The organism is Meiothermus cerbereus, from assembly GCF_051297115.1.
GTDB lineage: Bacteria > Deinococcota > Deinococci > Deinococcales > Thermaceae > Meiothermus > Meiothermus cerbereus_A.
In genome coordinates this window covers 1-18,131 of record NZ_JBEVAL010000053.1, presented here as the reverse complement: position 1 = coordinate 18,131, position 18,131 = coordinate 1, and the positions used below count along the sequence as shown (strand labels likewise).

The following is an 18,131-nucleotide window of genomic DNA, read 5'->3' as shown; positions in this document are numbered from 1 at the left end:
AGGAATGGGGCTGGGTATGGGTTTGTTCGGGTTCATGCTGTATATGATAAGAGCCTGTTGACGATTACACTATCTGGACACACCAGGGGTCAAACGTGGTACGATCAAATCCCGTGATAGTTAGGCTGCTCTACCGCCCTGGTTGAGCGTTTGCAGGCAAAGGTTTTTTGGCGCTGAATGCTTCAGCGTAGCACGGGGGTTTGTTATGAAATACATTTTCGTTACCGGCGGTGTGGTGAGCAGTTTGGGTAAGGGTATCCTCACATCCAGTCTGGGCGCCATCTTGCGGAGTCGGGGTTACCGCGTAACCGCCATCAAGATTGATCCCTACATCAACCTGGATGCCGGCACCATGCGCCCTTACGAACACGGGGAAGTGTTCGTGACCAGCGATGGGGCCGAGACCGACCTGGACATCGGGCATTACGAGCGCTTTCTGGACATAGACCTGTCGCGCGCCAACAACATCACCACCGGCCAGGTGTATCTGTCGGTGATTCAAAAAGAGCGGCGTGGCGAGTACCTCTCCCAGACCGTGCAGGTCATTCCCCACATTACCGACGAAATCAAAGACCGCATTCGCCGCACCGCCCACGAACAAAACGCCGAGATTGTGGTGGTAGAGGTAGGGGGCACGGTAGGTGACATCGAGAGCCTGCCCTTCCTGGAGGCCATCCGGCAGTTTCAGTTCGACGAAGACGACCAGGACATCATGTACCTGCACCTGACCCTGGTGCCTTATTTTGCCGCATCCGAAGAGTTCAAAACCAAACCCACCCAGCACTCGGTTTCCACCTTGCGCGGGGTGGGCATCCAGCCGGATGTGCTGGTGCTGCGCTCCGAGAAGATGGTGCCGGAGGATGTGCGCAAGAAGGTGGCCCTCTTTACCAATGTTCATGCGGGGGAGGTGTTTAGCAGCCCCACCGTACAACACCTCTACGAGATGCCGCTGGTGCTGGAAGAACAGGGTTTGGGGCGGGTGGTGGAAAAGAAGCTGGGTTTGGAGCCCATCCAGCCCAACCTGAGCTTCTGGCAAAACGCCGTGCGCAAACTCAAGCAGCCCGCAAGCGAGGTTACGGTGGCCTTTGTGGGCAAGTATGTGAAGATGCCCGATGCCTACCTGAGCATTCTGGAGGGCTTTCGCCACGCGGGAATTGCCCACGATGCACGGGTTCAGGTGAAGTGGGTCAACGCCGAAGACATCACCGACCTGGCTAAAGCCGCCGAGCTGCTAAGCGGTGTGGATGGCGTGCTGGTAGGGCCTGGGTTCGGCATCCGGGGGGTGGAGGGCAAAATCCTGGCCGCCCGGTATGCCCGCGAGAGCCGGCTGCCCTATTTTGGCATCTGCCTGGGGCTGCAAATAGCGGTCATTGAGTATGCCCGGAATGTGCTGGGCCTCGAGGGGGCCAACAGCACCGAGTTTGACCCCTATACCCCTCACCCGGTGATTGACCTGATGCCCGAACAGCTCGAGGTCGAGGGGATGGGCGGTACCATGCGGCTGGGCAACTGGCCCATGCGCATCCACCCCGAAACCCTGCTCTATAAGCTCTACGGCAAGGAGCTGGTTTTCGAGCGGCACCGCCACCGCTACGAAGTAAACCCGGCCTACGTCCAGCGCCTCATTGAAAGCGGCCTGACGGTTTCGGCGGTTACGCCGGGGGTCCAGGGCCGGGGCGAAGGATTGGTAGAGGCCATCGAGCTGCCCGACCATCCCTTTTTCATCGGTCTGCAAGCCCACCCCGAGCTTTCCAGCCGGCCCATGCGGGTCTCGCCGCCCTTCTTCGGCTTCATCGAGGCGGCCCTCCAGCGCAAGCGCCAGGCCTTGTTTCAGTCCATCTAGAGCCGCGATGGGGTGGTTGGTCTTGATGACCCAACTTCACGCACCGGCCCTGGGCCGTGTGAGCTGAGCAAGGGGTGGCCCCGCGGCTATTTGCTACACTTATAAAACGTGAGCGACACCGCCACCAAGACCCGCAGCCAGTCCCAAACAGCCACCCGTACCCCGCCACGGTACAAGGTTCTGCTGCTCAACGACGACTACACCCCCATGGACTTTGTGGTTGAGGTGCTGATGCGGTTTTTCAAGAAGAGCGAGCTCGAGGCCACCCGCATCATGCTCCAGGTACACCATGCGGGGGTGGGGGTAGCCGGGGTCTATCCTTTTGAGATTGCCGAGACCAAGGTCAATCAGGTGATGGCTGCGGCCAGCGCTGAAGGGCACCCGCTGCAGTGCACCATGGAACCCGAGTAGCCATGCCCCAGCGGCAAGCGGCCTGACTCTGCTTACTTCGGCAGTCGGCTTGCGGTTCTTGATGCCGGAATTGCAGTATCCAAGGTGTCAAAAGCACAGAAGGGGTTTTGCGCTTGGGGTAGGGTTTGGTCATGTATATTGCTCCTCACGACAACCGCTGGTATCGGCTGGCATTTTGGCTTGCGATTCTGACCGTTGCCTACAACCTGCTCGAGGGGCTGGTCTCGGTCTGGTTTGGCCTGGCCGATGAGTCGCTGACGCTATTTGGCTTTGGCCTGGACAGCTTTGTCGAGATGATCTCGGGCCTGGGGATTCTGGCTATGGTGCTGCGCATCTGGCGGCACCCAGGAGCACCCAAGGGACGCTTCGAGAAAACTGCCCTGCAAATCACCGGAACAGGCTTTTACATGCTGGTGGTGATTCTCTCGGGGATGGCCCTTTACAACCTGGCGACCGGGCACAAGCCCGAGACCACCCTGGCCGGCGTGGTGATTGCGGTCATCTCGATCTCGTTCATGTGGGCGCTCATTCACTACAAAACCCAAGCCGGCCTGGCCCTGGGCTCGGAGGCCATCCTGGCCGATGCCAAGTGTGCGCGGGTCTGCATGTATATGTCGGGCCTGCTGCTGGCCTCGAGCCTGATTTACGCCCTCAGCGGCATCTGGTTCGTGGACAGCCTGGGGGCCTTGGGGCTGGCCTACCTGTCTTTTACCGAAGGGCGCGAAGCCTTTGCCAAAGCCAACGGCGCTGAATGCGGTTGTCATAGCGGAAACTAGCCGTGCAGATGCTTCTGGGCAGCTTCTTGTAATCCCTTACTGCACAATCTGAACCCATCATCCTGCTAGACTCGAGCCAGCAGGTATGGAGACCCCACTGACCCCCACCCTTGAACGTTCCATTCGCCGTGCGCTGGAAATTGCCCTCGAGCGGGGGCACGAGTATGCCGGCCTCGAGCACCTCCTGCTGGCCCTGACCGACGACCCCGACGCCAGCCGGGTATTGCAGTCGTGCAAAGTGGACCTGGGGCACCTACGGGCTTTGCTGGAGGAGTCGCTGCGCCAGTTTGAGCGCATCCCGGGCATCGAACCCGAGCCCACCACCGCCTTTCAGCGGGTCATCCAGCGGGCAGTGCTGCAGATGCGCTCGGCCGGGCGCGATCAGGCCAATGGCGCCAACGTGCTGGTGGCCATTATGGATGAGCGGCAGTCGGCGGCCTATGCCTTGCTGGAACAGCTCGGTGTGACCCGGCTCGACCTGACCGCGGCCCTCTCGCGGGGGGCTTTGCCCAGGGGTGCCAGCCAGAGCATCGAACCCGTGCAGGTGGGGGAAGAGGGTGCGGGTGTGGCGCAAAACCCGCTGGAGGCCTACTGCACCAACCTGACCGAACAGGCCCGCAAAGGCCAGCTCGACCCGCTGATTGGCCGGGAGAAGGAGCTCGAGCGCATCCTGACCGTCCTTTCCCGCCGCCAGAAGAACAACCCCCTCCTGGTGGGCGACCCCGGCGTAGGCAAGACCGCGCTGGTGGAGGGGCTGGCCCAGCTCATTGTGGAACAGGAGAAGACACCTGCGCCAAAGAGCCGCACCGCGGGGGTTCCGCTGCCCAGCAAGCTGGTGGGGGCCGAGGTTTTTGCCCTGGATATGGGCAGCCTGCTGGCCGGTACCCGCTACCGGGGCGACTTCGAGGAGCGCGTCAAGGCGGTGATGAAGGCCCTCGAGGCCCACCCCAACGCCATCTTGTTCATTGACGAAATTCATACCATCGTGGGGGCCGGCTCCACCACCGGCTCCACCGTGGACGCCAGCAACCTGCTCAAACCGGCCCTGACCGGCAAGCTCCGGTGCATTGGGGCCACCACCTTTGCCGAGTACAAGCACTTCGAGAAGGATCGGGCCATCGCCCGGCGCTTCCAGAAGATTGACGTGGGCGAGCCTTCCCAGGCCGACGCGGTCAAAATCCTGGAGGGGCTCAAGCCGCGCCTGGAGGCCCACCACCAGCTCACCTACACCAGGCAAGCCCTCGAGCGGGCGGTGGAGCTGGCCGCCCGACACCTCTCCGAGCGCCGCCTGCCCGACTCGGCTCTGGACGTGCTGGACGAGGCCGGGGCCGCCCAAGCCCTGCTTCCGCCGGGCAAGCGCAAGAACCGCATCGGGGTGGCCGAGGTGGAGGCCACCGTGGCCCGCATCGCCCGCATTCCGGCCAAGAACCTGAGCCGCGACGACGAAGCGGTGCTGGCGAACCTCGAGCAGGAGCTCAAGGCCGCGGTTTTTGGGCAAGACAAGGCCGTGGAGGAGGTGGCCAGCGCCATCAAGCTCTCGCGGGCCGGCCTGCGCGACCCACAAAAACCTATGGGTTCGTACCTGTTCGCAGGCCCCACCGGGGTGGGCAAGACCGAGCTGGCCCGCCAGCTGGCGGCCTCGCTGGGGGTGCCGCTGCTGCGCTTCGACATGTCGGAGTACATGGAGAAACACTCGGTCTCGAGGCTCATCGGCGCACCGCCGGGCTACGTGGGCTTCGACCAGGGTGGCCTGCTGACCGACGCGGTGCTGCAAAACCCCCACGCGGTGCTTTTGCTCGACGAGATCGAGAAGGCCCACCCCGACCTGTATGCCATCCTGCTGCAGGTCATGGACTACGGCAAGCTGACCGACCACAACGGCAAAAATGTAGACTTCCGCAGCACCATTTTGATCATGACCACCAACGCCGGGGCCGCCGAGGCCAGCGAGCTGCGGGTGGGCTTTTTGGGCGGCACCCGCACCGAGGCCAGCGAAGAGGCCCTCAGGCGCATGTTCACCCCAGAGTTCCGCAACCGCCTGGACGCTATCGTGCACTTCAACCCGCTTTCCCCGGCGGTCATGCAGCAGATTGTGGGCAAGTTTTTGGGCCAGCTCGAGGCCCAGCTAAAAGAGCGCAAGGTTGCGCTGGAAGTGCACCCCGAAGCCGTGGCCTGGCTGGCCGAGAAGGGCTACGACCGCTTGATGGGGGCCCGCCCGCTGGCCCGGCTGATCCAGGAGAAAATCAAGAAGCCCCTGGCCGACCTGCTGCTGTTTGGCCCGCTCAAGCAGGGGGGCCGCTTGCAGATTGTGCGTCAGGGTGAGGAGATTCTGCTCCAGGCCCAGCCTGCCTGACCAGCCTCGCCTAAAAGCGCCCTCTGGTGGATGCACCCATCCAGTGGTGAATAGAGCGCCCTTCATCATCACTGAAGCTCTGCCTGACTCGATTGCTGTGTTCTGCACAGCACAGTTGCCTCCCGGATGGGGGGCCACGTCTGTGAAGAGTGCGATAGGTTGCTGCATTAGGGCCACATGGCTTTGCTCGAGGGTGTTTGTGGTAGCGCTGTGGCTGCCAGCTGCTCGAGCTGCCTGCACGGCAGGGGGGGTGGTGGTTCACGCACCGGCCCTGCTTTTGTAACGGTGGACTGCGGTTCCTGGGCCGCTCGGTTGTACAATAAAAAGCCATAGGCAGACCCTGGCAGGCAATGCAACTCGAGCAGAGACATCACGGGCCGGTTTTCTAGCCTGAGCGCACGGGGAGGGCTTTGGTGGGCGAAATCAGTTTTAAATTGAACGGGCAAACGGTTTGGGTTTCCGGAGTAGACCCCCACACCACGGCACTCTCCTGGTTGCGCCAGCAGGGCCTGACGGGCAGCAAAGAAGGCTGCGCCGAGGGGGAGTGCGGGGCCTGTGCGCTGCTTTTGCTGCGGCCTGAAGGCGGGCGTGCGCGGCTCGAGGCCGTAAACGGCTGCCTGCTGCTGCTGCCCAGCCTGGCGGGACAGGAGGTCTGGACGGTGGAGGGGCTGGCGCAGGGGGAGAGGCTGCACCCGGTGCAGGAGGCCATGCTCCAGGGCGGCTCGCAGTGCGGCTATTGCACGCCGGGTTTTGTGGTGAGTATGGCCGCAGAATATTACCGCAAAAATCGGAGCAACTTCGACCTCGAGGCCCTCTCCGGCAACCTCTGCCGCTGCACCGGCTACCGGCCCATCCGGGATGCCGCCCTCTCGCTGGGCCAGCCTGCCCCCCACGACCCCCTGGCGCAGCGGCTAAACGCCCCGGTGGAGGCGGTGAAATCGCTCGAGTACAGCCTCAAAACCGAGTCATCCCCGCGCTTTTACCGGCCCCTATCCCTGCCTGAGCTCTACCACATCCTGGCCGAGCACCCTGCGGCCAAGCTGGTAGCTGGTGGAACCGACTGGGTGGTGGAGGTCAACCAGCGCTTTGCTCGTGCGGAAGTGCAGGTGGACATCAGCCAGGTTCCAGAACTTCAGACCCTCTTTTGGGGCCAGGAGTATGTCGAGATTGGCGCGGGTATAACCCTTTCCGAGGCCGAGCGCTGGCTGGAAGGGCGTATTCCCCTGCTGGCCCAGTGGTTCCCCCTGTTTGCCTCCCGCCTGATCCGCAACCGAGCCACCCTGGGGGGCAACCTGGGCACGGCCTCGCCCATTGGCGACGGGCCGCCGGTGCTCCTGGCCCTGGGGGCCGAGGTGGTGCTTAGCGGCGCAGCGGGGGAGCGGGTGCTGCCGCTCGAGCGCTTCTTCACCGGCTACCGCCAGACCGCCCTACAGCCCGGCGAGGTCATCCGGGCGGTGCGAATCCCCCTGCCCCTGGCCCCCCAAGCCCGCTTCTACAAGGTGTCCAAGCGGCGACTGGACGACATCTCCACGGTGGCCGCGGCCTTTGCCCTGCAGCTGGAGGGGGGCCGGGTGCAGTCCATCCGCATCGGCCTGGGCGGGGTGGCCCCCACCCCCGTGCGGGCCAGCCAGACCGAGGCTTTCCTGGAGGGCAAGCCCTGGGATGAGCGCACCGTGCGGGCAGCCAGCGAGCTGATCCGTGGCGAATTCAGGCCCATTGACGACCACCGCGGCAGCGCGGCCTACCGCAGCGCCATGCTCTCGAGCCTGCTGCACAAGTTCTACGCCGAAACCACCGAGGTGCGGGCATGAAGATCATCGGTCGAGCGGTTCCCCACGAATCAGCCCGGGCGCACGTGACCGGGCAGGCCCTCTACACCGACGACCTCTGGCCCCGCTACCCCCAGGTTCTGCACGCCTGGCCGGTGCAGGCCCCCCATGCCCATGCCCGCATCATCCGGCTGGAGGCCTCGCCTGCTTATGCCATGCCGGGGGTGGTGCGGGTGCTCAGCGCCGCGGATGTGCCGGGCCAGAACGACTCCGGTATCAAAGGCGACGAGCCCCTGTTCCCCTCCGAGGTGATGTACCACGGCCAGGCGGTGGCCTGGGTGCTGGCCGAAAGCGAGGAGGCCGCGCGGCTGGGCGCGGCACAGGTGCAGGTCGAGTACGAACCGCTGCCGGCCATCCTTACCCTGGAGGAGGCCATCCGCCAGGGGAGCTTCCAGGGGGCTATGCTGCAGGCCAGGCGGGGCGATGTGGCCCAGGGCTTAAAGGCCTCGGCGCGGGTGCTCGAGGGCGAGCTCGAGCTGGGGGGGCAGGAGCACTTCTACCTCGAGACCCAGGCCTCGCTGGCCCTGCTGGACGAGAGCGGCCATATCCTGGTGCACGCCTCCACCCAGCACCCCTCCGAGACCCAGGAGGTGGTGGCCCAGGTGCTGGGCCTGCCGCGCAGCCAGGTCACGGTGCAGTGCATCCGCATGGGCGGGGGGTTCGGTGGGAAGGAAGTCCAGGCCAACCCCTACGCCGCGGTAGCAGCGCTGGGGGCTTTCCTGACCCGACGCCCGGTGCGGGTGCGGCTTTCGCGCCTGCAGGACATCACCCTGACCGGCAAGCGCCACCCCTTCTACGCCCGCTGGAAGGTGGGCTTTTCCGAGGAGGGCCTGCTCAATGCCCTGAAAATCGAGCTCTACTCCGACGGGGGCTGGTCGCAAGACCTGAGCGAGCCGGTGCTGGCTCGAGCCCTCTGCCACCTGGACAACGCCTACTACATCCCCCACCTCGAGGCCACCGGGCGGGTCTGCAAGACCCACAAGACCTCCCAGACCGCTTTCCGGGGCTTTGGGGGGCCGCAGGGCATGGTCTTCATCGAGGAGATCCTGGACCGGGTGGCCCGCAGCCTGGGCCTGCCGCCCGAAGCGGTGCGGGAGCGCAACTTCTACAGGCCGTCCGACACCCAGGAGACCAGCACCACCCATTACGGCCAGGTGGTCAAGGACGCCGAGCGCATCCGGCTCATCTGGGATGAGCTCAAGGCCAGCGCTGCGTTCGACCGCCGCCGCCGTGAGGCTGCCCTCTATAACGCCCAGAACCCCCAGCGCAAGCGGGGCCTGGCCATGACCCCGGTCAAGTTTGGCATCTCCTTCAACTTCACCACCTACAACCAGGCCGGCGCCCTGGTGCTCGTTTATCAGGATGGCTCGGTGCAGGTCAACCACGGGGGCACCGAGATGGGCCAGGGGCTATATACCAAAATCCAGCAGATCGCCGCCGAGGCCTTAGGGGTGCCGCTCGAGGCCATCCGCCTGATGCCCACCCGTACCGATAAGATTCCCAACACCTCCGCCACCGCCGCCTCCACCGGGGCCGATCTGAACGGGGCCGCGGTCAAGGAGGCCTGCGAAAAGATCAAGGGCCGCCTGGCCGTGGTAGCCGCCCAGAGGTTCGGCGTGCACCCCGCCGACGTGGTCTTCCAGGACGGCCAGGTCTACAGCATCTGGAAGCCCGCCGAGCGCATCCCCTTTGCCGAGGTGGTCAGGGCCGCCTACGCCCAGCGGGTGCAGCTCTTTGCCGATGGCTTCTACCGCACCCCTGGGCTCCACTGGGACAAGAGCCGCATGCAGGGCAAGCCCTTCCACTACTTTGCCTTTGGCGCAGCCGTGAGCGAGGTAGAGGTAGACGGCTTCACCGGCCAGTACACCCTGCGCCGGGTGGACATCCTGCACGACGCGGGCGACTCCCTCTCGCCCTTGGTGGACCTGGGCCAGGTGGAAGGCGGCTTCATCCAGGGCCTGGGCTGGCTCACGCTGGAAGACCTGCGCTGGGACGCCCAAGGGCAGGTGGCCACCCGCTCGGCCAGCACCTACAAACTCCCCAGCTTTTCCGAGCTGCCCGAGGTTCTTAACGTCCGTCTGCTGCCCAAGGCCACCGAGACCGGGGTGGTCTACGGCTCCAAAGCTGTGGGCGAGCCCCCCCTGATGCTGGCCATCTCGGTGCGGGAGGCCCTGCGGGATGCGGTCGCGGCCTTCGGGGCGGGAGGGGTGGTTGGGGCGGTTGAGCTGGCCTCGCCCGCCACACCCGAGGCGGTCTACTGGGCCATCGAGCGGGTGCGGCAAAAGGCCCTGGTTTCGGGGGACTAGGGCACCATGCGCTGGTTTGAGCACCTCCGCGAGCTTGTGGCCGGGCGGGAGCCGCTGGTCATGGTCACGCTGGTGGCGGTGCGGGGCCACGCCCCACAGGAGGCTGGGGCCAAGATGCTGGTCACAGCGGGCGCGGCCTACGGCACCATCGGGGGTGGGAACCTCGAGGCCACCGCCATCGGGCTGGCCCGGCAGATGCTGGCCGAGCGTGCCCTGGCCCCCCAGATGCACACCATCCGGCTCACTGAACAAGCCCCTGCGGCCTATGGAGTGCAGTGTTGCGGAGGGGAGGTTATTGTTTTGCTCGAGCCCGTGGTTTCGCAAAAACCCACCGTGGCGATTTTTGGTCTGGGGCATGTGGGGCTGGCGCTGGCCAAGGTCCTCTCCATCTGCCCCATAGCGCTCTGGCTGGCCGACTCGAGGGCCCAGATGCTGGCCCCCGAGCGATTAGCGCCCCTTCGCCACGGCCAGGCCGAGATCAAAACTTTTCACGCCCCCATCCTGGACGGGGTGGTAAACGACCTGCCGGGGGGCGCGCACCTGGTCATCCTGACCCACGACCACGCCGAGGATTTGTTCGTGCTCGAGCGGGCTTTGCGCCGGGCCGACCTGGGGTATATCGGCCTGATTGGCAGCGCTAGCAAGTGGGCCCGCTTCCGGCAAAAGCTGGCCGGGCAGGGCTTTTCCGAGGCCGATTTCAGGCGGGTGACCACCCCCATTGGTCTTCCGGGGGCTAAAAGCAAAGCGCCGGAGGCCATTGCCATCGCCACGGCGGCCCAACTGCTACCGCATATTTTCCAGGGTACTCCCCAGACCAAGCCGGGTCGGGAAAAGGTGGCCGAGTAACGCGGTTTTCTGTATGATTTGCGGCAATGCCAGCCCTGCTCGAGCTGAAAAACATCACCAAGCGCTTCCCCGGGGTGGTCGCCAACGACGGGGTGAGCCTCGAGGTCTACCCCGGCGAGGTGCTGGCCCTGCTGGGCGAAAACGGGGCGGGCAAGTCCACCCTGGTTTCCATCCTCTACGGGCTGTATCGCCCCGACGAGGGGGAGATTCTGGTGGAGGGCCGCCCGGTCAGGATTGGCTCGCCGATGGATGCGCTAAGGCTGGGCATCGGGCTGGTGCCCCAGCACCCCACGCTGGTAAACCGCCACACCGTAGCGGAGAACCTGGCCCTTGGCATTGGCAGATCCCTGCTGCCTGCCCAGCGCATTGTGCCGCTGGTGGAGCGGATTGCTCAGGGCTATGGTTTGCAGATAGACCCCAGGGCCAGGGTTTACCAGCTTTCACCCGGCGAGAAGCAGCGGGTGGAGATTGTGCGGGCCTTGCTGCGGGGGGCCAAGGTGCTCATCCTGGACGAGCCCACCAGCGTGCTGACCCCCCAGGAGGCCGAGGCCTTGTTCAGGGTCATGCGGGAGCTACGGGCGGCGGGTAAGTCGCTCGTTTTTATCTCCCACAAGCTCGAGGAGGTGCTTTCCATTGCCGACCGCTGCACGGTGCTGCGCCGGGGGCGGGTGGTGGGCAGCCTGCCTAAAGAGCAGGCCAGCAAAGCCAGGCTAGCCGAGCTAATGGTGGGGCGCACGGTGAGCTTCGAGCGCAAGCGGCAAGGCATCCCTTTGGCCGAGGCGGGTGGTTCTCCATCGGACGCGCACCAGGTGGTGCTCGAGGTCTTGAACCTGCAAGCCCGCTCGAGCCGCAACCTGCCGGCCTTGCGGGGGGTCTCTTTTGAAATACGCCGTGGGGAGATTCTGGGCATCGCCGGGGTGGCGGGCAACGGTCAAAGCGAACTGGTGGAGGTGCTAGCCGGTTTGCGTAACCCCACAGCGGGCACTTTGCGACTGCTGGGGCAGCCCCTGCCGGCCCACCCAGCCCGCCTGTTTGAGCTGGGCGTGGCCCACATCCCCGAAGACCGTATCCAGATGGGCACGGTGCCCAGCATGAGCGTAGCCGAAAACCTGGCCCTGCGCACTTTCGACCGGCCCCCGCTGGCCCGTGGGGCCTTGCTTAACCCGGCGGCTTTTTTGGCCCAGGCCGAGGCGCGGGTGCGGGCCTACGCCATTGCCACGCCCAGCCTGCACACCCCCTCGAGGCTCCTTTCGGGCGGCAACATCCAAAAAGTCATTCTGGCCCGCGAGCTGGCCGGGCAGCCCCAGCTCATTCTGGCCGTCCACCCCACCTACGGCCTGGATATTGGGGCCACCGAGCAGGTGCACCGGGTGCTACTGGAAAAAACCCAGCAGGGGGCGGCGGTGCTCTTGGTCTCGGAAGACCTGGAGGAACTGCTCTCGCTCTGTGACCGGATTGGGGTGCTCTACCGGGGATGGCTCAAAGGACCTTTTGCGGTCGGTAGCCTTACCCGTGAAGAAATTGGCCTGCTGATGACCGGAGGTGAGGTATGAGGCTCGAGCCCCTGGGGAATGCTTCATCCTGGCGGGTGCTGGGGGTTACGCTGGCTGCGCTAGGGCTGGCCTTTGTGCTGGTGGGTGCGGTGTTTGTGGCCTATGGCCAGAACCCCCTCGAGGTCTACCGGCTCATGTTTACCGGAACCCTGCTGGACGCCAAAGGCTGGCAGGAAATCCTGCGCCGCAGCATTCCCTTGCTCCTGATTGGGGTGGGCCTCACCCTGGCTTTCCGCACCCAGTTCTACAACATCGGGGCCGAGGGGCAGCTTTTGCTGGGGGCGGTGCTGGCGGCGGGGGTGGCCCTCTTCCTGCCCCTGCCCGCCCCCCTGAGCCTGCCGGCGATGGTGCTGGCCGGGGCCTTAGGTGGGGCGCTGTGGTGCGGCCTGGCGGCCTGGCTACGGCTGCGCTTTAGCGTCAACGAGATTCTCTCCACCCTGATGCTCAACTACGTGGCCCAGTCGCTGGTTATCTTCCTGATTAACGGCCCCTGGCGGGGCAAGGACGTGCGGGGCTACATCTACTCCGACCGCTTTGCCGAGTACCAGCAGATACCCCTCTGGCCGGGCTCGAGCGTCCACTGGCCCACCCTGCTTTTAGGGGTGTTGCTGGCCCTCTTGTTGCAGTTTTTGCTCTTTCGCACCACCCTGGGTTTCCGCCTGCGCATCGTGGGCGAAAATCCGGGGGCGGCCCGCTATTTGGGCATCGCGCAGGGCCGGGTGCTCTTGCTCTTGGCCCTCATCACCGGGGGCATGGCCGGTCTGGCTGGGGTGGGCGAGATCGCTGGCATCCACCACCGCCTGATTGAGCCCAGCCAGCTTTCCTCTGGCTACGGCTTTACCGCCATCATCGTGGCCTGGCTGGCCCGGGGGCACCCCGCCCTGGTGCTCCTTACCGCCCCCTTGATGGGCCTGGTGCTGGCCGGGGGCGACCTGTTGAAGGTAAGCCTCAATATGCCCTTTCGCATCGTGGATATCTTCAGCGGGGTGATTTTGTTCTGCCTGATTGGCTCGGAGCTATTTTTGCGCTACCGCCTTCGCTGGGGAAGGTAACGTGGAAGCGGCCCGGTTTTGCTTTATGCGTTTGTGCTAATATGGTTTTATGCGAACCACACTGGATCTGCCCGACGAGCTGTACAAACGCCTGAAGCTGAGGGCCGTACATGAAGGCAAGACCCTCAAGGAGGTGGTGCTCTGGTGCCTGGAAGAGGGGCTGCGCCGGCAGGCTGCCACCCCGGCGGGGCGGCCCTTGCCCATCGTACCCGAAGCAGGACGAGCCATCCGGGCCTATTCGCATGCAGAGTTGTGGGAGCAGCTCGAGCGGCATGAGGCTTCCTGACACCAACTTCTGGTTCGCCCTCTTGGTGCCGGAGCACCCTTTTCACCCCAGGGCCCTGGCTTTCTGGGAGACATCGAGCCACCTTGCGCTAAACCGTATTGTGGCAATGGGGCTGCTACGGCTGCTTACCAATCCGGTAGTGATGGGGCATAAGCCCCTCGAGGTTACCGCAGCGTGGACCGTGTACTGGAAACTCAAGCACGAGAGCGGGGTTGTGCTGCTGCCGGAGCCCGAGGGGCTGGACGATGCCTTAGAGACCCTTGTGCACGAGGGAATCCCGCCCCGGCTGTGGACGGACGCCTACCTGGCTGCCTTTGCGATGGCCGGTGGTTTGCAACTGGTCACCTTCGACCAGGACTTCAGGCGCTTCCAGGGCCTAAGTTGCATACTGTTGTGAGATATGGAAGAGATCGCCAATGCCCTCGCTCGAGCCCTTTCCTTCGGCACCCCTTTGCTGATTGCCTGCCTGGGGGCCATCCTGAACGAGCGGGCCGGGGTGGTCAACCTGGGGGTGGAGGGCATGATGGCCCTGGGCGCCCTGGCCGGCTTTGCGGTGGCCTATGGCAGCGGAGCAGGTGATGGCAACCTCTGGCTGGCGGTGCTGGCGGCCATGCTGGCGGGAGCCCTGGCCGCTATGCTGCACGGCTTCGTGACCATTACCCTGCAAGCCAACCAGTTCGTCTCGGGTCTGGCTCTGACCATGGTGGGCCTGGGCACCGCCGGTCTGTTGGGCAAGCGCTTCGAGGGGCTGCCGCTCTTTAACCAGCCCCCCGAGTGGCCTTTTACCCTGGGGGCTATCGTGCTGGCGGTTTTGCTGAGTTTTGTGTTCTATGCAACCCGGCTGGGCCTCTCGCTGCGCTCGGTGGGGGAGAACCCCGCCGCAGCCGATCTGCTGGGCCTTAATGTGCTGGGGGTGCGGTATGCGGCGGTGGCGGCGGGGGGTGCCTTGGCCGGGCTGGCCGGGGCCTACCTCTCGCTGGTCTACCGTCCCTCCTGGACCGACGGCATGACCGCCGGGCTGGGCTGGATTGCGGTGGCGCTGGTAATTTTTGTGGGCTGGAGCCCATTGCGGGCGGTGTTTGGGGCTATTTTCTTCGGTTTGCTCTACTACCTTCAGTTCCGGCTCCAGGGCCAGGCGGCCATTCCTTCGGAAGTATTTGCCAGCCTACCTTACCTTCTGGTTATACTTGTGCTGGCTTTGTCAGGGCTGCGTGGGCAGCAGGGCAACGCCCCTGAAGCGTTGGGTAAACCTTATCGGCGGGGCGAGCGCTAAAGCCCTGGCTACGGCTTGTAAACCCAACAAGGGCATGTTGGGTTGGGCAAAAGGAGGGGGTTGTATGAGAAAGAGCTGGTTAATAGGTGCTTTGATGGCTTTGGCCCTGGGTTTTGGGTTGGCCCAGCCGGCCAATCTAAAAGCCTGCTTCATCTATGTAGGCCCCATCGGCGACGTGGGCTGGACCTACGCCCACGACGAGGCCCGTCGGGCTGCCGAGAAGGCGATTCCCGGCCTCACCACCCAGTATGTGGAGTCGGTCAAGCCAGCCGATACCCTGGCAACGGTAGACCGGCTGGTGGCTGGGGGCTGCAACGTCATCTTTACCACCTCCTTCGATTTCATGGACCAGACCCTCGAGGCCGCCAAGAAGTACCCAAACGTAATTTTTGCCCATGCCTCCGGTTTCAAGCGGGCCCCCAATATGCTCACCTACATGGCCGACTTCTACCAGATTTACTACCTGAACGGCCTGATGGCGGGCGCCCTCACCAAGAGCGGCAAGGTGGGCTACGTGGCGGCTTTCCCCATTCCCGAGCTAAAGCGCCACATCTCGGCCTTTGCCCTGGGGGTGCGGGCGGTGAACCCCAAGGCTACCGTGAATGTCAAGTGGATCAACGCCTGGTTCGACCCCGTGAAGGCCCGCGAGGCTGCCGAGGCCCTGATGGCCGAGGGCAACGATGTCCTGGCCTTTACCGAGGACACCGCTACGGTCGTTCAGACCGCGGCCCGGCGCAAGGTGCCCAGCTTCAGCCACTACAACTCGATGTACAAGTACGCCCCCGACTACGTGGTCTCGGGCCAGCTGGTGGACTGGAGTGTGATCTACATCGACATCCTGAAGAAGGTACAGAACGGCACCTACACCCCCAAGAACCTCCAGAATGTAGATTACTGGTGGCTGGCCCGCGAGAAGGCGGTGATGCTGGGGGCCCAGGTGGGTATGCCCATCAACCCCAAGTTTGAGCCGGCCCTCAAGAAAGCCACCATGACCGTGAACGGCAAGAAGGTCAGCGTGTACGACCGGGTGATGGAGCTTTACAAAGACATCCAGAGCCCCAACCCCAAATGGGACCCCTTCACCGGCCCCATCCGCGACCGCAACGGGGTCTTGCGCGTGCCCGCTGGGCGCAAGATGACGGTGAAGGAGCTTAACGAGATGCAGTGGGTGGTTCCAGGGGTGGTAGGCCCGGTGCCGGACGAGCCCAAGTAAAGGCAAAAGTGGCTGGGGTGCTTCGTGCACCCCGGTTTTTTTTATTTGCATTTATAATCCTGCCAAGACATGCTGCGAACACTGGGCGAGCTGTTTTTAGATACACAAAAGCCCTTGCGCAAGAAAAAGCCCTTGCTACTGTTGAGCTATCTGTTGCTAGAGGGCCCGCGTTCCCGTCGCCACCTGACCGAGCTGTTCTGGCCGGGGGCCAGCGATGCTTTGAACAGCTTATCGGTGGCCCTGAGCCAGCTTCGCGCGGCAGGTGTGTGCATCGAAGGGGAGGAGGTGCTGAGGGCGGAGGCGGCTTGTGATGCAAAGGAATTGGAATCTTTGCTGAAGGAAGGCCGTCTGCAGGAGGCACGGGCGCTTTATCGGGGTCGGTTTTTAGAGGGTGCCGACGAGGGGCTTTCGCCTGAGCTCGAGGAGTGGGTCTGGAGTCGGCGGGAGGCCATTGCCCTGGCCCTGTGGCGTGCCCACCTCGAGCGGGCCGAGGCCCTGTATGGCCTGGGCTGGGAGGAGGAGGCCCTGACGCTCTTGCAGGAGGCGCGGGCCCTGCCGGGTGTCGAGGAAGTGCTTGAGGCTGAACCCGAGCTGCAAAGATTTGACCTCGAGATGCAGCGGGCTTTTTTTGCGGTGCAGTTGGTGGGCCTCTCCCGCGCAGTAGAGCTGCTGGGCCTGGCTGCAGAAACCCTGGATTTTCTTATTCGGCGTGGACTGCTGGATAGCCAGGGGCAGCCCCGGCTGACGGTGGCGCCTACCATCGAAGGCCGTAAGGTGGCCCTCGAGCTGGCCCGCAAGCTCAGCCTGGGTGAGGCTGCGCCGCTGTACTGGCTGGCTCGAGCCCACTGGGAGGAGGCCGATTTTTCGCGGGGGCGAAGCGCCCTGCTGCGTCTGGCCCGCTCACAGGTGGAGGAGCGGCCCAAGGAGGCGCTGGCGCTGCTGGCCGAGCTGGCGCCCGACCCTGAGCTTAGCCTGCTGCGGGCCCGGGCCCTCGAGCGGCTGGGCCGCTACAAGGAAGCCCTCGATCTGCTGGATGAGCTGCCCGATAGCCCCGAAAAAAGCGCCTTGCGGGGTGGGGTGCTCTTCCGCTTGGGGCAGTTTACCGAGGCCCAGGCCGAAGCGGAGCGGGCCGCGGCTGGAGGTGTGTACGCCCAGGCCGAGGCGCTTAACTTGCAGGGCATGATGCTCTTGGGTCAGGGCCGCTTCCAGGAGGCTGCCGAGGCTTTTAGCCGGGCCTCGGTGCGCTTCTTACTGGCCGGCGAGGAGGTGCGCCACCTGAGCGCGCTGGGCAACCGGGCGGTGGCGCTGGTGGAGCTGGGCCAGGGGGAGGAGGTTTTTACCGAGGTGCTCGAGGCCATCGGGCCCCGCGAGGGCTTGCGGGCCAGGGTCTACCTCAACCTGGGGGTAATCAAGGAACGCCAGGGCCAGCCTGCCGAGGCCGAGCGGTTGTACCGGGAGTCTTTGGCGCTGGCCCAGGGCAACCTCGAGGCCATGGGGCGGGCCTGGAACAACCTGGGGGCGCTTTACCACCGCCAGGGGCAGCACGCCGAGGCCAGGGCGGCCTACCAGGAGGCCTTGCGACTGGCCAAGGCTGGTCAGGAGTGGGTGCTGACCGCCGCGGTGCTGGCCAACCTGGCCGAACTGACCGGGGAGCGGGCTGGCCTGGAGGAAGCCATCGCCCTTTTGGAGGAAGCCCGCTACACCGTGCTGGCCGAGCGTTACCGCAGCCGCTTGGAGGCGTTCAGACTGCGTTAAGACCCCATTTGCTAACCTTCAGCTACCCACGGCAGGCCAGAGCTTGCCTGAAAAACAGCAAGGCTTTGCTTCCCGAGCCTTTTGCCTGTCGTGGGAATCCATAAGGAGGTTAGCAATGAAGTTGAAGCACAAGACGCTTATCGCACTTGGTTTGACTCTCGTACTGGCCGCCTGTGGTGGAGGTGCACCCCCACCCCCCAGCAGCATCACCCTCACCGTGGAAGACCCAATGGGTAACTTCAACGCGGCTGCCTACCAGGTGGGTTCTGGAAGCTGGCAGCCCCTCAGCTTGAGTGGTACTACTACCAAAACCGGTACCTTCTCCCTGGGGGGCCAGACCAAGTACGGCGTAGCGCTGCGGTGCAGCAGCCTGGTGGTCAAGGTGATCCAGGCCACCGCCAGCGAGCTGCCCAACCCCAAGCTTGAATGTAGCAGCAGCACTCCCACTACTGTCCCCTTCACGGTGAACGTGAGCGTAGATGCCAGCCTGCTCGCCAGTGGGGATTCGGTGTGCGTGAACGGCACGGGCTGTTTGACTGCAAGTAGCAACGTCTCTATCGGGTTGAACAGGCTCTTATCATATACAGCATGAACCCGAACAAACCCATACCCAGCCCCATTCCTTACCTGATGCA

The 18,131-nt window shown here is 64.3% G+C and carries 15 protein-coding genes; all 15 read left to right on the top strand.

Annotated features, from left to right (window positions below; all coding sequences use genetic code 11):
- The first annotated feature begins 205 nt into the window (after nt 1-205).
- The 15 genes from ABWU19_RS10790 (at nt 206) to ABWU19_RS10720 (ending at nt 18,088) form a co-directional block, all read left to right on the top strand.
- The gene (locus ABWU19_RS10790) at nt 206-1,843 is read left to right on the top strand and encodes a CTP synthase (RefSeq protein WP_435901693.1); all 1,638 of its coding nucleotides are present in this window, start codon (nt 206-208) and stop codon (nt 1,841-1,843) included.
- Nucleotides 1,844-1,951: 108 nt separating this feature from the next.
- Entirely contained in the window at nt 1,952-2,254 is a 303-nt protein-coding gene (gene clpS, locus ABWU19_RS10785; RefSeq protein WP_435901692.1) for an ATP-dependent Clp protease adapter ClpS, read from the top strand.
- 131 nt (nt 2,255-2,385) lie between these two features.
- Nucleotides 2,386-3,030 carry a cation transporter gene (locus tag ABWU19_RS10780; RefSeq protein WP_435901691.1) on the top strand — a complete coding sequence of 215 codons (645 nt, stop codon included), beginning with the start codon at nt 2,386-2,388 and terminating at the stop codon, nt 3,028-3,030.
- An 85-nt stretch (nt 3,031-3,115) separates the two neighbouring features.
- A complete protein-coding gene (clpA, locus tag ABWU19_RS10775) occupies nt 3,116-5,383 on the top strand; it encodes an ATP-dependent Clp protease ATP-binding subunit ClpA (RefSeq protein ID WP_435901690.1) in 2,268 nt (755 codons plus the stop codon).
- A 413-nt stretch (nt 5,384-5,796) separates the two neighbouring features.
- A complete protein-coding gene (gene xdhA / locus ABWU19_RS10770) occupies nt 5,797-7,194 on the top strand; it encodes a xanthine dehydrogenase small subunit (RefSeq protein ID WP_435901689.1) in 1,398 nt (465 codons plus the stop codon).
- Entirely contained in the window at nt 7,191-9,518 is a 2,328-nt protein-coding gene (gene xdhB / locus ABWU19_RS10765) for a xanthine dehydrogenase molybdopterin binding subunit (protein ID WP_435901688.1), read from the top strand. Before xdhA ends, xdhB begins: the two co-directional genes overlap by 4 nt.
- A 6-nt stretch (nt 9,519-9,524) precedes the next feature.
- A complete protein-coding gene (gene xdhC / locus ABWU19_RS10760) occupies nt 9,525-10,364 on the top strand; it encodes a xanthine dehydrogenase accessory protein XdhC (protein WP_435901687.1) in 840 nt (279 codons plus the stop codon).
- 26 nt (nt 10,365-10,390) lie between these two features.
- Nucleotides 10,391-11,917 (top strand): ABC transporter ATP-binding protein, encoded by a 1,527-nt coding sequence (locus ABWU19_RS10755; protein ID WP_435901686.1) that lies wholly within the window; start codon nt 10,391-10,393, stop codon nt 11,915-11,917.
- The gene (locus tag ABWU19_RS10750) at nt 11,914-12,969 is read left to right on the top strand and encodes an ABC transporter permease (protein WP_435901685.1); all 1,056 of its coding nucleotides are present in this window, start codon (nt 11,914-11,916) and stop codon (nt 12,967-12,969) included. The genes ABWU19_RS10755 and ABWU19_RS10750 overlap by 4 nt, the downstream gene beginning before the upstream one ends.
- A gap of 49 nt (nt 12,970-13,018) precedes the next feature.
- Complete coding sequence (locus ABWU19_RS10745) at nt 13,019-13,255, top strand: hypothetical protein (protein WP_435901684.1); 237 nt, start codon at nt 13,019-13,021, stop codon at nt 13,253-13,255.
- Nucleotides 13,242-13,652 (top strand): TA system VapC family ribonuclease toxin, encoded by a 411-nt coding sequence (locus ABWU19_RS10740; protein WP_435901683.1) that lies wholly within the window; start codon nt 13,242-13,244, stop codon nt 13,650-13,652. Before ABWU19_RS10745 ends, ABWU19_RS10740 begins: the two co-directional genes overlap by 14 nt.
- A gap of 3 nt (nt 13,653-13,655) precedes the next feature.
- Nucleotides 13,656-14,528, top strand: coding sequence for an ABC transporter permease (locus tag ABWU19_RS10735; RefSeq protein ID WP_435901682.1), 873 nt, complete (start codon nt 13,656-13,658; stop codon nt 14,526-14,528).
- A gap of 64 nt (nt 14,529-14,592) precedes the next feature.
- Nucleotides 14,593-15,741 (top strand): BMP family ABC transporter substrate-binding protein, encoded by a 1,149-nt coding sequence (locus ABWU19_RS10730; RefSeq protein WP_435901681.1) that lies wholly within the window; start codon nt 14,593-14,595, stop codon nt 15,739-15,741.
- A 69-nt stretch (nt 15,742-15,810) separates the two neighbouring features.
- Complete coding sequence (locus ABWU19_RS10725) at nt 15,811-17,496, top strand: tetratricopeptide repeat protein (protein WP_435901680.1); 1,686 nt, start codon at nt 15,811-15,813, stop codon at nt 17,494-17,496.
- Nucleotides 17,497-17,611: 115 nt separating this feature from the next.
- Nucleotides 17,612-18,088, top strand: coding sequence for a hypothetical protein (locus ABWU19_RS10720; protein ID WP_435901679.1), 477 nt, complete (start codon nt 17,612-17,614; stop codon nt 18,086-18,088).
- The last annotated feature ends 43 nt before the right edge of the window (nt 18,089-18,131 follow it).